Raw genomic sequence first — 17,469 nt, forward strand, 5'->3', positions numbered from 1 at the left:
GAGAACGGATGGGGGAAACGTAAACATGTCTACACCTACAGGTTTTATGGAGTATAAACGGCAGCTCCCAGGTGATCGGGATCCTGAGCAGCGGGTAAAGGACTGGGAAGAATTCCACCATCATTTATCCGAGGACGAGCTTCGGACACAGGGCGCACGTTGTATGGATTGCGGAACCCCCTATTGCCATACAGGTATTGATATGGCTGGCGGGACCTCAGGTTGTCCAGTACACAATTTAATTCCGGAATGGAATAACTTGGTGTATCGTGGACTCTGGAAAGAAGCACTGGAACGTCTGCATAAGACAAACAACTTTCCTGAATTCACAGGCAGTATTTGTCCCGCTCCCTGTGAAGGCTCTTGCACAGTGGGCTTGATCGGACAGCCGGTAACCATCAAAACAATTGAACTTGCGATCGTTGATAAGGGTTTTGAAGAGGGCTGGGTTGTACCTAATCCTCCGGAGAAACGGACTGGCAAAAAAATTGCAATCGTAGGCTCTGGACCTGCTGGACTTGCCGCAGCAGCACAGCTTAACAAGGCTGGACATTCTGTAACTGTATTTGAGCGCAGTGACCGCATTGGCGGACTGCTGACATATGGAATACCTACTATGAAGCTTGATAAAAAAGTTGTACAACGTCGTGTAGATTTGCTGGCTGCTGAAGGGATTAACTTCGTAGTGAACACTGAGATTGGTAAAGACATTCCGGCTCAGCAGCTTGTTGATGAGTATGATGCGGTCGTTCTGTGTGGTGGAGCTACTAAAGCACGCCGTTTCAACATTGAAGGCAGTGAGCTTAAGGGCGTTATGTATGCCATGGATTATTTAAATGGCACGATCAAGAGTTACTTGAATTCCAATCTGGAGGATGGTAACTATGTATCCGCTGAAGGTAAAGATGTAATCGTCTTGGGTGGCGGGGATACAGGATCTGACTGTGTTGCCACAGCGCTTCGTCATGGCTGCGGCAGTATCACTCAATTTGGTACACATGAAAAAGCGCCTCTGCAACGGGATCCGATTGCTAATCCTTGGCCACAATTTCCGAATGTGTACAGCTTGGATTATGCGCAAGAAGAAGCGAAAGCTATTTTTGGCGATGATCCGCGTGAATTCTCTATCATGACCACTAAATTTGTTGGGGATGAAGAGGGGAACTTGAAGGAGCTTCATACGGTGCAGATCCGCCGGATCGTGGATGAGACAGGTCGTAAAATCTACCAGCCCGTTCCTGGAACGGAAGCTGTATATCCTGCTCAACTCGCTCTCATCGCTATTGGTTTCGATGGACCGGAGCAAGATATTGTTGAGGAGCTTAACCTGGAGACTGATCGTCGTACCAATGTGAAAGCACGTTACGGCAAATTCAATACGAATGTGGATAAAGTGTTTGCTGCGGGCGATATGCGTCGTGGTCAAAGCTTGGTGGTCTGGGCCATCAACGAAGGTCGCGAAGCTGCACGTGAAGTGGATAAATACCTGATGGGCTCAAGCGTTCTTGTCTAGGCATTAATTCAAGAAGCCGTTTCAAAAGCAGTTTACCTGCTGGAGAAGCGGCTTCTTTTTGGAGCCGACGCTTGACGGAAATATTATTTTCATATAGATTTAATACAATATTTAAATGACAAAAGCATTGACCAAGGACTTACGATCCTAGTAGCGTTAGAACAGAGAGGGAACTCACCGGCTGAAAGGTTCCTCAAATACGTGTGGATGGTATCCTGCCTGGGTAGCTGCAGCTTATAACCGCTGCCGGAATCGGCCGTTATTCGATCGAGGATCGCCAAATCAAGTGTAGACTATTTACGGGCTGGCGGTTAAATAAGGGTGGTATCACGACACATTCGTCCCTGACGAATGTGTCTTTTTGCGTTTAGAGCGTTCATTTTTTAGGGAGGGTATAAATATGCGTCAAAGTAATCTTTTATTAACAACTCTGCGTGAGGCACCTTCAGAGGCGGAGACAAGCAGTCATCAACTACTGCTGCGTGCGGGATATATCCGCCAATTAGCAGCGGGTGTGTATACTTATTTACCGCTTGGAAGACGTGTTTTACGGAAAATAGAAGCGATTGTGCGGCATGAGATGGATGTCTCTGGGGCTCAGGAGGTATTGATGCCATCTATGCAGCCTGCGGAGCTCTGGAAAGAATCAGGCCGGTATGAGGTATACGGTAAGGAGCTGATGACGCTGCGGGATCGTCATGAGCGGGAATTCATACTAGGTCCTACACATGAGGAAGTAGTAACCACACTCGTACGGAATGAGATCAGCTCCTATCGAAAGCTTCCTATTACCGTATATCAGATTCAGACCAAGTTCCGAGATGAACGCCGACCACGTTTTGGACTGCTGAGAGGCAGAGAGTTTTTGATGAAGGATGCTTACTCTTTTGACACAAACCTGGAAGGTCTAGATAAATCATATATCCAAATGTTCGAGGCTTATCACCGGGTATTGGAGCGATGTGGATTGAAATTCCGTGCTGTCCATGCGGATTCCGGTGCGATTGGAGGCGAGGGTGGCAGTCATGAATTTATGGCGCTGGCTGATATTGGGGAGGATACGATTGCTGCATGCACCGTTTGTGATTATGCGGCCAATCTGGAACAGGCAGAGTCCGTGCGGCCTGTAAAAAATGAAGTTGTCATACAAGTACCGGAGATAGAGAAATTCCTCACTCCTGATTTGCGCACAATTGAGCAACTAGAGCAGGAGCTAGATATCCGGCCAGACCAGATTATCAAAACATTAATCTATGAAGGTGACGGACAGATTTTTGCTGTACTGGTCCGGGGTGATCATGAAGTCAATGAAATAAAGGTAAGTAAATATTTAGGAACGAATGAGATTAAGCTTGCTGACTACGAGTCTGTGAAATCCTTAGCGGGCGTTGAAAGTGGATTTGTAGGACCTGTAGGCTTAACGCTTACTGTCCTAGCAGATGCGGCAGTAGCTGATATGACTCAAGGGATTACAGGGGCGGGAGAAAAAGATTATCACTTCCGTAATGTCGTACCCGGCAGAGATTTTTCGCTTGGGCATGTGGGGGATTTTCGGAATGTAGCAGAAGGTGAAGTTTGTCCGCATTGTTTGGAGGGTATTTTGCATTTTCATCAAGGGATTGAAGTGGGTCATGTCTTCAAATTAGGTACTAAATACAGTGAAAAGCTAGGCGCTTCTTACTTAGATTCTTCAGGCAAAAGTCAACCTATGATTATGGGCTGTTACGGAATTGGTATCTCACGGCTTTTATCCGCTATTGCTGAACAGCATCATGATGAGGATGGATTAATGTGGCCAGCAGCATTGGCACCTTATCAGGTTCATATCTTGATAATGTCCGTCAAGGATAGTGAGCAGCGGACGGTTGCCGAAGGTCTCTATGATCAACTAACCAAGCTTGGTATTGAGACGCTGATTGATGATAGGGATGAACGCGCTGGCGTGAAATTTAAAGATTCAAGCTTGATCGGGATACCTCTATCAATAGTTGTGGGCAAGGAAGCATCACAGGGAAGAGTAGAGTATCTGAACCGAAACACAGCGGGGAAAGAAGTCTTAGAAATTATGGAAGCTGTGTCTCGGATCAAACAATTCTATTCACAGCTGATATAAATGATCTTTTTTCATTTAATGGGAATGCCAATGATCAGGGCAGGAGAGTGTTGCTGGTAATTTTGTGAGAGTATTGCCTTTTGCCGCATTGATCTGTGCCTGAGTGAGAAAGAGAGCTTCTGCTAAATTAGCACCTCTGAGGTCAGTATCGCGAAAGTCTGCCCCAATAAGGTCTGCACCTCTGAGATCAGCGTCCCTAAGGTCTGCGGCTATTAAATAGGCTCCTCTCAAATTGGCGCCTCTGAGATCGGCTCCTTTGAGCTTAGCTCCCATAAGGTCGGCACCTCGACTGAAATTCTTCGCTGATTTTTTTAGTTTACGGCGAGCCTCAGTTCGTACAAGCTCACTGACCTGCAACAGTAACATATTGATTTTTGCTCGATGAGCGGCAACATCCACTTTTGCAAGTGCTTCAGGATTAAGTAAAGTGAGCTGTTCCGTTTCATCGAGAGCTGTTTGCAGCTCCGTATGGATTGTACGGGTTATTTCTAAGTTTAAAGATTCATGTAAATACCAGAGCAGCTCGTGCAAATGCCACATGATCGGAAATACCTCGAACATTTGCTTCGCAGTTTTCGGATTTTTCCTCCAGTCTTCTCCAGCATAAGTGACTTGAGAAATCTTTTGCCCAGCTCCAAAACAGTCATAGACCGTGCAACCACGGTAGCCTAATTCTCTTAGCTCTGTATGTACACCACAGCGAAAGTCCGACTGTAGATTGTGACATGGCTGTCCAGCGTCTTTGTCTCTAGCGAAATCTATGGAAGCAGCAAAAGGCAATGCGGCACAACACAAGCCAAAGCACTGCTCACAATCCGCCTTCAGGGCAGAGAGCCTTCGATCAGAAAAAGGTTCAGTAAATCTGTGATTCTCATACAAGGTTTGTTTCCCTCCGATATATGAATACGCTTATACCAACTTATTTTAAATCAAACGAAAGATTATGAAAAGTCCGGTCGATTAAAAAAAACTGAGGTTAATGTTATAATAGAGTACTGGACCTATTTTGGACTTAAGAACGAGAAGGTAAGGAGCGAATGTTTTTGAAGACACTTATTATTGCGGAGAAACCGGACATGGGGCGGAATATCGCCGCCGCAATAGAACCAAAGGCTAAAAATTACCGTTCCTATCTTGAAGGGGAGCAGTACATTATTACATGGGCAATAGGGCATCTAATCGGATTGGCTGAGCCGGATGCATATGATGTGAAATACAAAAAATGGAATATTAATGATCTTCCCATTATTCCGGACCAATTCAAGCTAGTTCCTAATGCGCGCACCATTGATCAGCTGAAGGTAATCGGAGAGCTGGCTAAACGAAGCGATCTGCTAGTAAATTCTTGTGATGCCGGGCGAGAAGGCCAGCATATATTTTCGCTCATTCAGCGGCATTTGAAGCTTGAACATCCTGTGAAGCGGCTGTGGATTTCCGATTTGACACCAGAGACAATCCGCAAAGGCTTTCAAGAGCTAAAGGATGGGGCGGAGTACGAGAATCTAACCAAAGCAGCAAAAGCGCGCAGTGAAGCCGATTGGTTAATCGGTATGAACGGGTCACGTGCATTTACTACGAAACATAATGTGCTGCTGTCGGTGGGGAGAGTTCAGACCCCAGTACTTGCACTTATTTATGATCGCCAGAAGACGATTGAGGCGTTCTCATCCCTTAAGTTTTTTGAGGTGGAGGGCCATTTTACACAAAATGAAATGACCTATAAAGGCATGTGGCAGGGTGACCGGCTGACTGATGGTGAGAAGGCGGAGGCGCTGGCTGCCAAGGTCAAAGGAAAACCGGGACGTATTGAATCTTATGAGGTTAAGGAAACGAAAGAGTACCCGAATAAACTGTATGATTTAACGCTGTTGCAGCGGGAGGCGAATGGGAAGTACGCTTTTTCCGCTAAAAAAACACTCGATATCGCACAAGCCTTATATGAAAAGCATAAGGTGATATCCTATCCGCGGACGAATTCTAACTATGTTACAGAACAAAATATTCCGGAGATGCATAAGACTTTATCTGCGCTCCAAGGGACGGCTTATGATGAATGGGTGAAGGGCGCGAATCGTAATCTCGTTCATAAAGGAAACAAATTTATCTGCAATCCCTCCAAGGTAGAGGATCACCATGCGATTTTGCCTACATATCGGAAAGCAACAGGGCTTAGTGCGGATGAGGGAAAGCTGTATGATTTGATTGTGCGGCGCTTTTTGTCACAGTTCTATCCGGCTGCGGAATATAAAGTGCATACGGTTATGACTGATGTAGAGGACGAAAAGTTCAAAACTACTGTTAAGGAATTATTAAGTCTCGGTTGGAAGGTAATTTACGCGGACCAGAAAAAAGATAAAGCGAAGTCGTCCAAGGGAAAAAACAAGGATGATGAGGAAGACGAAGAGATTGAAGTGAATGAACCGTTCGCAATCGCTCCGGCAGATGAGGTGATCTGTAGTGACGCAATCGTTAAAGAGAAAGATACACAGCCGCCAAAACACTATACGGAAGGCACGCTGCTTAGAGCGATGGAAAGTGCCGGAAAGCAGATTGAAGACGAAGAGCTTCGGGATGCTATGAAGGATTCAGGGCTGGGTACTCCCGCCACCCGTGCTGCAACCATTGAACGGCTTAAGAATGTCGGATACATTGAAATGCAAGGCAAAAAAATCGCCATCACGCAAAAAGGACGAACGGCTATTGAACTGATACGTGGAGCGGGCATCGAGCTGTTGACTTCACCTGAAATGACCGGCCAGTGGGAACGTCGCTTGAACGAAATATCAAGAGGAACGGCGTCGGACGGACAATTTATGGAGAATGTAAAAAGATTTGCCTGTATGATCGTGGACAAGGTTCGTGTGCAGTCTCGGGCGTCCAAAACTTCTTTTGAAGGGGAAACTCCTTCTGTGAATACAGGGGCTAAAGGTCGGAGTGGTGGAGGTACATCTCGTAAAACCAGCGATAAACCTGCCGCGCCAAGAAAACGTAAACCAGCTAACGAAGAAGAATCAGCAAATTCAGGTCCGAAAATTATCGGAAACTGCCCGCGTCCTGGCTGTGGCGGGATGATTTTTATGGGTAAAAAAGGCTACGGCTGCTCTCATTACAAAGAAGGCTGCAAGTTCGTGATCTGGAAAGAGAACCACGGGCGTACCCTTACAGATACACAAGTAAAGGCATTAATTGAAAAGGGCCGTACGGGTAAGCTGAAGCTTGCGAGCGAAGACGGCACCCCGCTGGAAGGCAAACTTGTGCTTAATAATATGGATACGGGTCAATTAACAGTGGAGTCATAGTCTAACTAGAAGTTTATATGGATCATGGGTGATTACATCACATTTACATGTACGAAGCCGCTAGCGGACACAGATGACCCTAAACGCGGGAATACGTCCTTTTTGGACTGCTATCGGACCCCATAGTCGTTATTGGCATGAAAAGGGCTATAAATGCACCGCTTGCGAGAGAATAGCAGCACTGGAGTCCGCAAACTTGCTCCAACGGCAATAAATTCGCCAATAGCTTCAGCTGGGTCGGTAGTTAAGACTATTAGTCAGACTTGCCGTATATGGGATATGATTTCAGTGTCGGCTGTGGGAGACTATATATTTTACACATAAAATTCATTAGTTAAAGAGTGTAGGACATACCTATCTTAAACGGGATGTAGTAACTTGTGCAGACAAGATATTATGATTACGTAGGGGGCTGATCTTCACTCTTTTTCTATCCTGCGGGATAAATCCAGAGGTTACATTATGATAGGGCAGTATAGTCACTACTAGAATGGAAGGAAGGATGACAACATGGGAATGCGTGGATATTACTTTGCTATGGATGACAACCTAGTGCAACAAATTGTTACAGGCGACATTGCATTGAATAGCTTGAAAATAGACGATTATCCCGGACTGGACATTGATAGATCCTGGGAGGCGATTCACTACTTGCTTTGTGGAGTTATTTCCGATGGAGATGCCCCTCTTAGTTATGTTGTTCCGCTGACATCAGACAAAGGCATCGATTTTGGCTCATTCGGGGCGTTTTCCTTACGTGCCAAGCAAGTTGCAGAAGCGCATCAGGTTATTTCTGAGCTGGATGAAGCGCAGCTCCGCTTGCGGTATGATTTCCCGGCCATGGTTAAGGAAGAAGTATATCCTCTTGAACCTGATATTGTTTCAGGCGAGGATAAGGATGCGTTCTTTGCCTACCTGCTACAGCATTTTAACGAAATCCGGCGTTTCTACAGCCAAACTGTAGCCGAGGGCAAAGGTCTCATCTTTTATATTTTCTGATTCTAACCAAAAGACGACATACGTCTCCTGATTCCATTGAGCGCGATAAAAAATAGAACCTTGGACTGATGAAGATTATGATGATTTGTGAAATAAATGACCAATTACGGGAAACGGTAGGTTCAATTAATCAATGAGACGAAAAGGGGGAAACGAAAATGAAGACGATCAAATGTATGATGGACCACCTATACTGGGCGGACGCACAAATCTTAGAAGCGCTCGAGGAGAGTGAGATGAAGAACAAGGACCTTCTGAAGCTGGTTCGGCATGTCGCGGTTGCGGAACGAGTCTGGCTGTCCCGATTGCAGGGCAAGGGTAGTGCGCAATATTCGTTGTGGGAGGAAGCAGAGGACCTGACGGCGATTCGAACGATGTTCGAAGAAAACGCCGAGAAATATCGTGTGTATATCGAAGGGCTCGAGGAATCTGATTTGGACGTGAGGGTCGATTATGCGAACCAGAACGGAGTCCCGTTCCAAACGTCCGTCCGGGATATCTTGTCGCAGGTCATTTTACATGGGCAATATCACCGGGGACAGATCAACCGGGCACTTCGGATGGAATTGGCAGAACCTGTCCAAGTCGATTACATCACGTTCGCCAGACTCTAACAGGGCCTAATCATCACCATTACCCGGAATGAGATGGGCTTTGAACTCCTCCGAAATGATTTAGTTTACTCATGCAGGCTCATGAATTCGTAGGATTTTACCCTTTAGCTAAATGTGAGATAAGAAGGAAATTGAGGAGGCGGTGGCTTGGAACAACTGTAGGGGCATGTCATTTTCACTCCCATGTCTCAACGGGTCCGAGCCCTTTTGTTTAATGCCTCCCGATACTCCATGCTTCTTCTTGTCCATCCTGCGAATGCATGACACGCTTAAGCTGCTTGCGGAAATAACTTTGACAGAACGATAGGGTTATACACCGACCACTAAATGCAAAGAGGAAATCTGAGATTCAATATGTATTCCTTAACGATACAAACGAAATAGTGGTACCGTTTCATGATGAGATTCCGAAATAGTAGGACCAAAACGTTTGAATTGTCATCTCTTTTCCGCAAGTAGAATCAAGCAATGCAAATTCCATTACTCTACAATGACTATAGAGTGGTTGAAACGAGGTGAACAGACCAATTGTACGAGTGGCACAAGCAAATCCAAATAATCGTTAATGAAATTGACGAGTGTATTAAGAATCGTAACAGTGAAGCAATAACGCTACGATTTCTTTCTCACAAGTTAGGTTATTCCGAATTTCATACTACGAGAAAATTTAAGGAAATATCGGGAATGCAATTTAGGGATTATCTACGGCATAGAAAATTAGCCTTTGCACTAAAAGAGGTTCGGGATAGTGAAAAGAGCATTTTGGATATTGCTTTTGATTATGGTTTTTCATCACATGAAGCTTTTACCAGGGCTTTCAAGGGAACATATGGTGTAACTCCAAGTGATTACCGGAAAAAGCCTATGCCTGTCGCCCTTCGTACAAAAATAAACTCTTTCGACCGCTACTTTTTCGGATTTGGAGAGATTGGTATGATGAAATCTACAGATGATCTTAACATTTATTTTGTAACCATTCCCACTCACAAATTTTTGCACATTAAAAACTATGAGAGTAATGGGTATTGGGATTTTTGGCAAAAGCAAAGTCTTATTACAGGACAGGACTGCGAAACAATTTGCGGCTTACTCGATAGTATCAAGGGCAAATTGGATGACGATGGCGGGAGTGAATCTAACGGTGGCAGCGGTCAGATTATGGCTTACATTAATGACCCGGATGGCAGACTCTGCGATTGGGGTATTCCACGTACAGAGTGTTTTGGTGTACGTCTTCCTTTTGATTATAAAGGTGAAGTACCTCCACAAATGCTTATGATTGATGTTCTCGAAGCCGAGTATATTGTTTTTGAACATGGGCCATTCAATTATGAGCAGGAAAATCGTAGTGTAGAGGAAAAGATGGAAAGGGCAATGGCAACTTTTAATTTTGCAGACACTGGTTACTGCTTTGATACTTCCGCTGGGAGAATCATTTACGTTTATCACGATCCGGAGCGGTTTTTGAAGTATATCAGGCCAGTAGTGAAGTTGACCTCTAAGCTAATCGAAACAGATTAAGCAGGTAAGTAAAAGGTTGGTGCTATGTGCTGATGAAGAAAATAAGCAGACTGTAGTGTAGTCTCCGCATTCATATCGTCGCATGATTAGTTAGATTATCTGCTTTAGAAGCAATATAAGTTTAAAGGTCCTTATTGTTGTTTGAATTATTGACAGAAAATTCCTATTGTCTTATATTAAACTTAATTAATAATTACCAAATGCGATGAAGAGGACAAGTAGATCTGGAAAAGCCGTTCAGAGAACTGCCGGTTGGTGCGAGGCAGCGGATATCCGAATCCAAAAATCACCTCAGAGCAGTCCCCCGAATTATAGTAGATGGGACCGGGATTCTACCGTTACAAAGAAGCATCGTTGTTGGACGATGGCAAAGAGGGCGTTTATTATAAACGTCAATCAGGGTGGTAACGCGGAGCAACTCCGTCCCTAATGGGATGGGGTTTTTTGCGTCTTCATAAATTAATTATTAAATTGGCAGGCGAAAAATGAACAAACCGTAAGAAGAACGATTAGTTCGAAAAATCCGGAAAAACGTTGACCAGATGAAAGGGGGATATTGCAATGCAATTCAAGTTGTATACGGATGTGTATGAGTTTTACAATGATACCTATGGTATGTTGATGCGTCATGAAGCACAAAATTTGATTCCTCTTGGCAATATCATAATTGGACATGAAGGAAAAGACAAAACAGACTGGCGTGACCCTGTAAATTGGCTTATGGTAACTATTTCGGATGCTAGGGGCATACAACTTACCGCCATAATGACACCGCCACACAATATTACGCTTTATGCAACAGACAACATAATTAACCCAGAAGCTATAAACTGTCTGGTAGATGGGCTGAAAGACCGTGAAATTCCAGGTGTGATGACCGAAAAAACCTTGGCAGAGTATTTTGCCAAAGAATATACTTTACGCAAGGGAACAACCTTTAAAACAATCATGACCCAACGTATATATGAACTTACGGCAGTAAACCCAGACATTCAAAAGGTTGGTATCGTTCGATTACTAGATAAAAAGGATATTCACTTTTTCCCTTACTGGGCTGAAGCATTTTATGCAGCGGGGAGTTATGGTAAAACAGAAATGTCCATCCCGCAAGATGCAGACCCTTACCTCTACCGAATAGCATCGAAAAAACTATATATTTTAGAGGACAATGGGATACCCGTTTCTATGGCAGGATATACAAGGGAGATGCAGACGGCTATTGGTGTAGCATTTGTATATCCCCCTCCATATGAGCGCGGAAAGGGTTACGCAACTTCAATTGTGGCGCAAATAAGCCAACTTGCATTGGATAAAGGGTTTACTAGATGCGTCTTATATACCGACTTAGCAAATCCCACATCTAATAGCATTTATCAAAAGATAGGCTATATGCCAATCTGTGATTCGCTTCAGTTAAAATTTGAATAGTAGAATGATGCGGACAGAACTTCTACTACTTTAGAAAATAAGAGCAGAATATTCACTACGGATTGAAGATCTTGAAGGTCGATTGATCAAGCTTTGGGAGAAATATAGAGTTACAACCAAATGCAACTGTTTAACTCCAGGGTTGCCGAGGTATAAAAAAATGAGTTGACATAAAAGTAGTTAGGGACCATACTACATATATGAACAACAATAATAAAAAAATAAACGACATTGAGGCTATTCCCTCGCTTGTACAATCCAAGCGTCAGATTGATCGCTATAACCTAGACATAGACGCACAGGCTATACTCGTCGCGTCTAGGCTAATGGCAGCGGGAGCCATGCTTGGACACGCCTCGGAGATTCATTTCTCTAGATTCGGTTTATCAACAGGGCGTTATCGTTTATTGGCAGATCTTGAAGATAACGAAGGAGAAGAGTTGCCTTCGCAATTAGCGGAGCATCTAGGAGTTACACGTGCTACAGTGACTGGTCTTATCGACATTCTTGAACGAGATGGGCTAGTATCTCGGCGATTAAGCTCAGACGATGGCCGTCAGAAATCAGTTGTTTTAACGGAAGAAGGAGCGAAGAAGCTCCGTGAAATGGCTCCTGAGCATTTCGCTCGGCTGGAAGCTATGGTGGGGTTGCTCAACATCGAAGAACGCAGCGTATTTCTCGACTTGCTAGGTCGAGTTACACAAGGCATTTCAGCACTTACGGGCGAATTAGGCTCGAAACCAAAGGGGAAACATCAGTAATGAGTAGAATTGGGCTAGTGAAGCTAGCCTATTTTTACTCTTATATAGTTAGGCGCCTAATTATAGTTCGCTGAAATCAATCGTTGAACTATTTCAAAGAAGAAGGGAGCAAGTAAATGAACCAGATGAAAAACCCGAATCAGACAGATGATGTTTACAGCATCAAGGCTGTTGGTTCCAAGAAAAAGACTTTTGTACTATGGCGTGAAGTTGTAATGGCCTATGCTGCTCCTGCCATTATGGCAGGTATCGGGGGATTGGTTACTGCAGATAGGGGGCTTCAAATAGCGGCATTGACCACTATTGGCGGTGCATCCGCCTTGATGGCCTTGATGATTGGACTTTTGTTGCATAGTCGAGTGGGCCATTTGCGATGGGTCATCGGTGCACCTCACTTGGTTGTGGTAGGGGTATTCGCAATGGCCGGGTCCTCATTTGGGCTATACGCTGCATGGGTGACATCTGTTGTAGTAGAAATTATGATTCCGAGTAATCACTTGGTCTGGGTAAATCGTGTCTGGATCGATTTCCCGTTGTCTGGATTCATAGCGAGCACGATAGTGACATGGCGGTGGCGACTTGCCGTCACAACTGATTTTTCATCCAAAAGGAGAAGATAAAAATGATAGTTATTATGGGAGCAACAGGTACGATTGGAAGTGCGCTTTTGGAACGTTTGGTTGATCTTGGTGTACCTGTCAGGGCGCTGAGCAGAGAGCCAGAGAAGTTGCGTGATCAAATCGGAGAAAAAAGCCGATCAATTATCGAGGTCGCTTTTGTGGATGCTTCTGACCCTACATCGGTGCGCCGCGCGTTTACAGGTGCTAGCCAGCTCTTCCTTGCCATGTCCAACAGTCCAAGACAAATCGAATTGGAAACCTCAATCATTCAGATTGCCACCGAATCTGGAATCAAACATATCGTAAAAATATCCAGTCCAGCCTTTGAGCATAGCGCTCCAGTGGCAGTGGCGGGCTGGCATCAAGAAATTGAGAACACGTTGAGGGTATCGGGTATCACCCATACCGTATTGCGCCCTTATGCGTTCATGCAAAATTTAATGCGCTTTGCACCAACGATCACAACCCAAAATGTTTTCTTCGGCTCTATGGGCGTTTCACCGTGTAACTTTATTGACTGTCGCGATATTGCAGACGTTGCCGCAGAAGTTCTGACCAACGACAAGGTATCAGGCCATATATATACGCTTACTGGTTCGGAGATTTTCAGTTATCCCCAGATCGCGAGTCGACTATCTGCCCTGCTTAATCGGCCGATAAGTTACATCAACATGGACCCTCAAGTACTACTCCGTAATCTTATTGAGCATGGGAATCTGCCTCTTTGGCTCGCGAACCACGTTGTGGAAATTCAAACCATGTCTAGGATGGTGCCAGAAAGTCCAAATGACACTGTGAAGCGTTTACTCGGCAGAGATCCACGCACACTAGACGCCTTTCTACATGAGTGTGTAGATAATTTCCGGTAGAGGCAGAGTCCACCTATTCTGATATTTGTATCGATAACAGTATTTTATTCCGATTCCCATATCTAAATGGTTCAGAGTGTATCCCAAAGGTCATAAAATGACTGCCGGGATGCACTCTTTTTATTATGTCCTAAGGAACTCAACTCATAGAACTAGTTCTTCTATAGCATTTATATCAGCATTACAAGAAATAAGCTAAAATTCGTCAATAAGTTAGTGTTATTTACGAAATAACACTAAAAAAGCTAATAAAAAATTAACGAAAAATTCATATTATAAGATTAAGTTATATTAATAATAACTAGTTATGCTAACTAACGTAACATTTTTTCTTGACAATCTTTGTGGAAAATTTTAGAATGTAAGCGATTACCCTTAGTTTCCTGAGTGATATTCAAAAGAAGATATTCGTAAGTTCACCAACAAACATCGGAGTTTAAATTTAGGGGGGCAAAGCATGAAAAGGTGAAGGATAACATCATAGATAACAAGATAATAAAATGTTAGTTTTTTTGTTTCAAGACTATGTATGAGGGGGTTCACTTGAGGATGAAAAAAAAGAACGCGTTCTTAGCTCTACTTCTGTCATTTTCTTTGTTATCTGTGACTGCTTGCAGTAATTCCTCTAATAGTGCCAATGAGAACGGTAAAAATGCTGCAGGTAATAGCAATACTTCGGTAAAAGCAACCAGTGATGTGGGTCAAACGGCAGTTAAGAATGAGGGCGCTTCTGATCTTGAAATTAAAGCGGGAAGTTCGGTAACCGTTTTCAATCCAAAGATCCCGACGCTCGATCCTACACAATGGCAAGGACAAATTCTGGTAGGGCAAGGAACTTTGCTCGAAGGGCTTTATGGCTACAATCAGGATAATGAAATCGTTCCGAAAATTGCGACAGGTTATACCGTTTCCGATGACAAAAAAACTTGGACATTTACCCTCCGTAAAGATGCCAAATGGTCAAACGGCGATCCAGTAACCGCCCATGATTTTTATTTTTCTTATATGTATCAATTGGATCCAGCTAACACAACCGCACAACTTTGGCTAAGCGTACTTAATTTTGTGAAGAACGGATATGCATACCATGCCGGATCTGTAAGTAAAGAAGAAGTTGGTCTAAAAGTAGTTGATGATTACACGCTGGAAATTACGACCACGCTGCCTCACGCTATTCTGGGGGATATGGTTCTTTCCGGGTCGATGCCTATGAATCCTAAAGCGGTCGAAGCGAACCCTGGTAAGTGGTTTGAACCGGGGAATTTTGTGAGCAATGGCCCTTACATGGTTAAATCTTTTACACCTAACGGTGAACTCGTCATGGTGAGCAATCCGAATTATGTAGGTGCAGCCGGCCAGCTTAATCACGGCAATGTAGAGACCATCCATGTTCTTCCGGCGACAACCGTGCCGGTGGAGGATTATATGTCCGGCCATGCAGATGTCGTTCTAATCCAAAGCGCGTCTGATTTACAATACGTGAAGAAAACGGAGGAGCTAAAGTCCCAGCTGTATACTGCAGCGACTTATGCGATCAAATATTTGCTCTGGAGCAACCCGACAACGGAATCTCCATATGACAAAAAAGAGGTGCGCCAGGCTATCGCCAAAGCGATCCAGCGTAAACCGATCGTAGAATCGGTGCTGAACGGCATGGGCGGGGCGACCAATATCTTTGCTTCACCAGGTTGGCCAACGGAAAAACTGGAGCAAGGACTTCCGGAAGATCTCGAGGCAGCCAAACAATTATTGAAGGATGCTGGTTATGAAGGCGGTAAAGGTCTGCCAACCCTATCGTTGTATGTTGGGGTCAAGCAAGTAGATGCTCAGGGTGAACAAATCGCTTTGGCGTTAGGTCAATTACTGCAACAAAATCTTGGTATCAAAACAGAGCTAGTTCAGCTCAATGAGGCGCAGTTTAACGCTTATCAGTACAGCGGACCTCAGGGCGATGCAAAACCAGGCTTTATTCTGGCGTCGGGCGCAACCAACTGGAGTGAACCAGGAAGTTTGGACATGGGTGCTACGCAGCAACTATATTCCATAGGAACACTGGATGCCCCGCTAGAAGCTACGAAACAATTCGTGGATTGGACCAAGGAAACTTATTATAAACCGGCTATTGAAAAATATGGGGATCCGGATAATAAGAACGCCGGTGTAGAATGGAGCGACTGGGCAGCATTAGAAAAAGCTGCTAAAGAGGATATCGCCTTTTTGGATAAATGGACAGCAGAGCAGCCTGCAGATTGGCAGCCTTATTTGAAACAACCGGGGCTTCCAACGGCCGCTGAACAATGGCAACAGATTGTAGACCTTTGGAAAAATGCTAAAAATAACGATGAAAAACATGCCGCCTTTGTAACCGCTTGGACCTTCGTAGCACCAAACGCGCCAGGTGGCAAGTTGAATCAAAATGCACTTGATGTACAGGTATATTACAACAGTTATCAATCTGATACCTTAAGAGATTTGAGAATGTGGCAAGCGCAATTCGTAAATGCGCTGACCGTCGAAGACGCTGCTCCTATCGCGGCTAAGGTAGTTAATAACCTGCTCGAAGAAGCTTATGCTGTTCCGTTGTATTATCAACAGCAATACTTCTTGGTAAAACCCGGCATTACAGGAGTGCAATCAAATCCTTGGGCATGGGGCAACTTCTATGGGCTACATCTTTTATCTGTAGAATAATCCTAAATGGGTTGAATAATTACCAATCGCGGGCGCCAATTATGGTGCCCGTGAATCGGTAAAGGAGGTTCGAATTTGACCATATTGAAATTTATTTCAAAGCGCATTTTACAAATTATTATCACTTTAATCTTGGTCATTTCAGTTAGCTATACCATGATGTATTATTCACCTGGCGGTTTCATGAATACGAATACCATGGCTACGGCACTGGCTCCGCTGCAAGGGCAAAACCCTGTTCTCTATCAACAAGTCATGGACCAGTTTCAAAGCCGGTATGGTTTGAATTTACCGCTGTGGCAACAAATCATGAAGTATATATGGCATCAATTAACCTTCGATTTCGGTAATTCGATGCAGAACCCGTCTTTGCAAATTGCGACTCAACTGAAGCAGGCTTTGCCGATCAGTACACTTTTGGCCTTTGGATCTGTTGTTCTTTCGGTAATTATCGGGGTTCCGCTTGGCATTATTGCAGCACTCAAACGTAACACTTGGATTGATTATGTGGTAAGCACCATCTCATTGACGGGTCAGGCCATTCCGGCATTTGTTCTCGCGGTGATTATGGTTTTGTTATTTGGTGTTGTGTTTCAAGGAATTCTGCCTGTAACGGGATGGGGTCACTGGAGGCAAGCAATTTTGCCGATTATTTGTTTATCTGCGGCGAATGTCGGTGTTGTTGCCAGATATATGCGGGGCAGTCTGATCGAAACCATGAGGTCGGATTTTATGCGAACCGCAAAAGCTAAGGGTGTCAAATATTGGCCGATGATTTTTAAGCATGGTGTCAAAAACTCGCTGACTGCGATGATAACCGTCATCGGACCTCAATTTGCTTTTACAGTGATGGGCACGATCTGGGTGGAGCAAATTTTCGCCATTCCAGCGCTTGGTCAGGTGATGCAGACGGCATTTACCAGTTTCGACTATCCGCTCGCCATCACATCTGTATTTCTGCTGGGATCCATGATTATGATTATGAATTTACTCGTTGACATTATTTATGCCTTTATTGATCCGCGTGTCAGATTATAAGCG

13 protein-coding genes and 1 other annotated feature are annotated in these 17,469 nt (G+C 44.3%); of the genes, 12 read left to right on the top strand and 1 reads right to left on the bottom strand.

From position 1 onward, the window contains the following. Positions 1-25: 25 nt before the first annotated feature. Positions 26-1,513, top strand: coding sequence for a glutamate synthase subunit beta (locus MHH63_RS10775; RefSeq protein ID WP_076130028.1), 1,488 nt, complete (start codon positions 26-28; stop codon positions 1,511-1,513). Between the two features lie 400 nt (positions 1,514-1,913). Continuing rightward, complete coding sequence (locus MHH63_RS10780; RefSeq protein ID WP_280753125.1) at positions 1,914-3,626, top strand: proline--tRNA ligase; 1,713 nt, start codon at positions 1,914-1,916, stop codon at positions 3,624-3,626. A gap of 15 nt (positions 3,627-3,641) precedes the next feature. Here MHH63_RS10780 and MHH63_RS10785 read toward each other — a convergent pair whose 3' ends face one another. Next, the gene (locus MHH63_RS10785) at positions 3,642-4,505 is read right to left on the bottom strand and encodes a pentapeptide repeat-containing protein (RefSeq protein WP_076130030.1); all 864 of its coding nucleotides are present in this window, start codon (positions 4,503-4,505) and stop codon (positions 3,642-3,644) included. Positions 4,506-4,669: 164 nt separating this feature from the next. On the opposite strand from MHH63_RS10785, the gene MHH63_RS10790 reads away from it, so the two are divergent. From MHH63_RS10790 to MHH63_RS10835, 10 genes are all read left to right on the top strand, one after another. Continuing rightward, positions 4,670-6,925: a type IA DNA topoisomerase gene (locus tag MHH63_RS10790; RefSeq protein ID WP_339187284.1), complete on the top strand. Its 2,256-nt coding sequence runs from the start codon at positions 4,670-4,672 to the stop codon at positions 6,923-6,925. A 516-nt stretch (positions 6,926-7,441) separates the two neighbouring features. Further along, the gene (locus MHH63_RS10795) at positions 7,442-7,924 is read left to right on the top strand and encodes a YfbM family protein (protein WP_341171998.1); all 483 of its coding nucleotides are present in this window, start codon (positions 7,442-7,444) and stop codon (positions 7,922-7,924) included. A 176-nt stretch (positions 7,925-8,100) separates the two neighbouring features. After that, positions 8,101-8,538 (top strand): DinB family protein, encoded by a 438-nt coding sequence (locus MHH63_RS10800; protein WP_341171484.1) that lies wholly within the window; start codon positions 8,101-8,103, stop codon positions 8,536-8,538. A gap of 528 nt (positions 8,539-9,066) precedes the next feature. Then, positions 9,067-10,059 carry a helix-turn-helix transcriptional regulator gene (locus tag MHH63_RS10805; RefSeq protein ID WP_341171485.1) on the top strand — a complete coding sequence of 331 codons (993 nt, stop codon included), beginning with the start codon at positions 9,067-9,069 and terminating at the stop codon, positions 10,057-10,059. A 196-nt stretch (positions 10,060-10,255) separates the two neighbouring features. Continuing rightward, positions 10,256-10,490: a binding site (T-box leader), on the top strand. Positions 10,491-10,620: 130 nt separating this feature from the next. Then, a complete protein-coding gene (locus tag MHH63_RS10810; RefSeq protein WP_341171486.1) occupies positions 10,621-11,487 on the top strand; it encodes a GNAT family N-acetyltransferase in 867 nt (288 codons plus the stop codon). A gap of 200 nt (positions 11,488-11,687) precedes the next feature. After that, the gene (locus MHH63_RS10815) at positions 11,688-12,248 is read left to right on the top strand and encodes a MarR family winged helix-turn-helix transcriptional regulator (RefSeq protein WP_076279322.1); all 561 of its coding nucleotides are present in this window, start codon (positions 11,688-11,690) and stop codon (positions 12,246-12,248) included. Positions 12,249-12,364: 116 nt separating this feature from the next. Beyond that, positions 12,365-12,868: a hypothetical protein gene (locus MHH63_RS10820; RefSeq protein ID WP_179089435.1), complete on the top strand. Its 504-nt coding sequence runs from the start codon at positions 12,365-12,367 to the stop codon at positions 12,866-12,868. A 2-nt stretch (positions 12,869-12,870) separates the two neighbouring features. Next, entirely contained in the window at positions 12,871-13,737 is an 867-nt protein-coding gene (locus MHH63_RS10825) for an SDR family oxidoreductase (RefSeq protein ID WP_339187274.1), read from the top strand. 549 nt (positions 13,738-14,286) lie between these two features. Then, positions 14,287-16,428: a peptide ABC transporter substrate-binding protein gene (locus MHH63_RS10830; protein ID WP_076130036.1), complete on the top strand. Its 2,142-nt coding sequence runs from the start codon at positions 14,287-14,289 to the stop codon at positions 16,426-16,428. Positions 16,429-16,503: 75 nt separating this feature from the next. Continuing rightward, positions 16,504-17,466, top strand: a complete 963-nt coding sequence (locus tag MHH63_RS10835; protein ID WP_036687660.1) for an ABC transporter permease — start codon at positions 16,504-16,506, stop codon at positions 17,464-17,466. Positions 17,467-17,469 lie beyond the last annotated feature (3 nt).

Origin of the sequence: Paenibacillus sp. FSL H3-0310, assembly GCF_038002785.1 — a bacterium.
In the GTDB taxonomy this organism is placed as follows: domain Bacteria; phylum Bacillota; class Bacilli; order Paenibacillales; family Paenibacillaceae; genus Paenibacillus_AQ; species Paenibacillus_AQ odorifer.

Coding starts and splice junctions, on each gene's coding strand:
- MHH63_RS10775 (WP_076130028.1), top strand. CDS start 26: ATGTCTACACCTACAGGTTTTATGGAGTATAAACGGCAGCTCCCAGGT.
- MHH63_RS10780 (WP_280753125.1), top strand. CDS start 1,914: ATGCGTCAAAGTAATCTTTTATTAACAACTCTGCGTGAGGCACCTTCA.
- MHH63_RS10795 (WP_341171998.1), top strand. CDS start 7,442: ATGCGTGGATATTACTTTGCTATGGATGACAACCTAGTGCAACAAATT.
- MHH63_RS10800 (WP_341171484.1), top strand. CDS start 8,101: ATGATGGACCACCTATACTGGGCGGACGCACAAATCTTAGAAGCGCTC.
- MHH63_RS10810 (WP_341171486.1), top strand. CDS start 10,621: ATGCAATTCAAGTTGTATACGGATGTGTATGAGTTTTACAATGATACC.
- MHH63_RS10815 (WP_076279322.1), top strand. CDS start 11,688: ATGAACAACAATAATAAAAAAATAAACGACATTGAGGCTATTCCCTCG.
- MHH63_RS10820 (WP_179089435.1), top strand. CDS start 12,365: ATGAACCAGATGAAAAACCCGAATCAGACAGATGATGTTTACAGCATC.
- MHH63_RS10825 (WP_339187274.1), top strand. CDS start 12,871: ATGATAGTTATTATGGGAGCAACAGGTACGATTGGAAGTGCGCTTTTG.
- MHH63_RS10830 (WP_076130036.1), top strand. CDS start 14,287: ATGAAAAAAAAGAACGCGTTCTTAGCTCTACTTCTGTCATTTTCTTTG.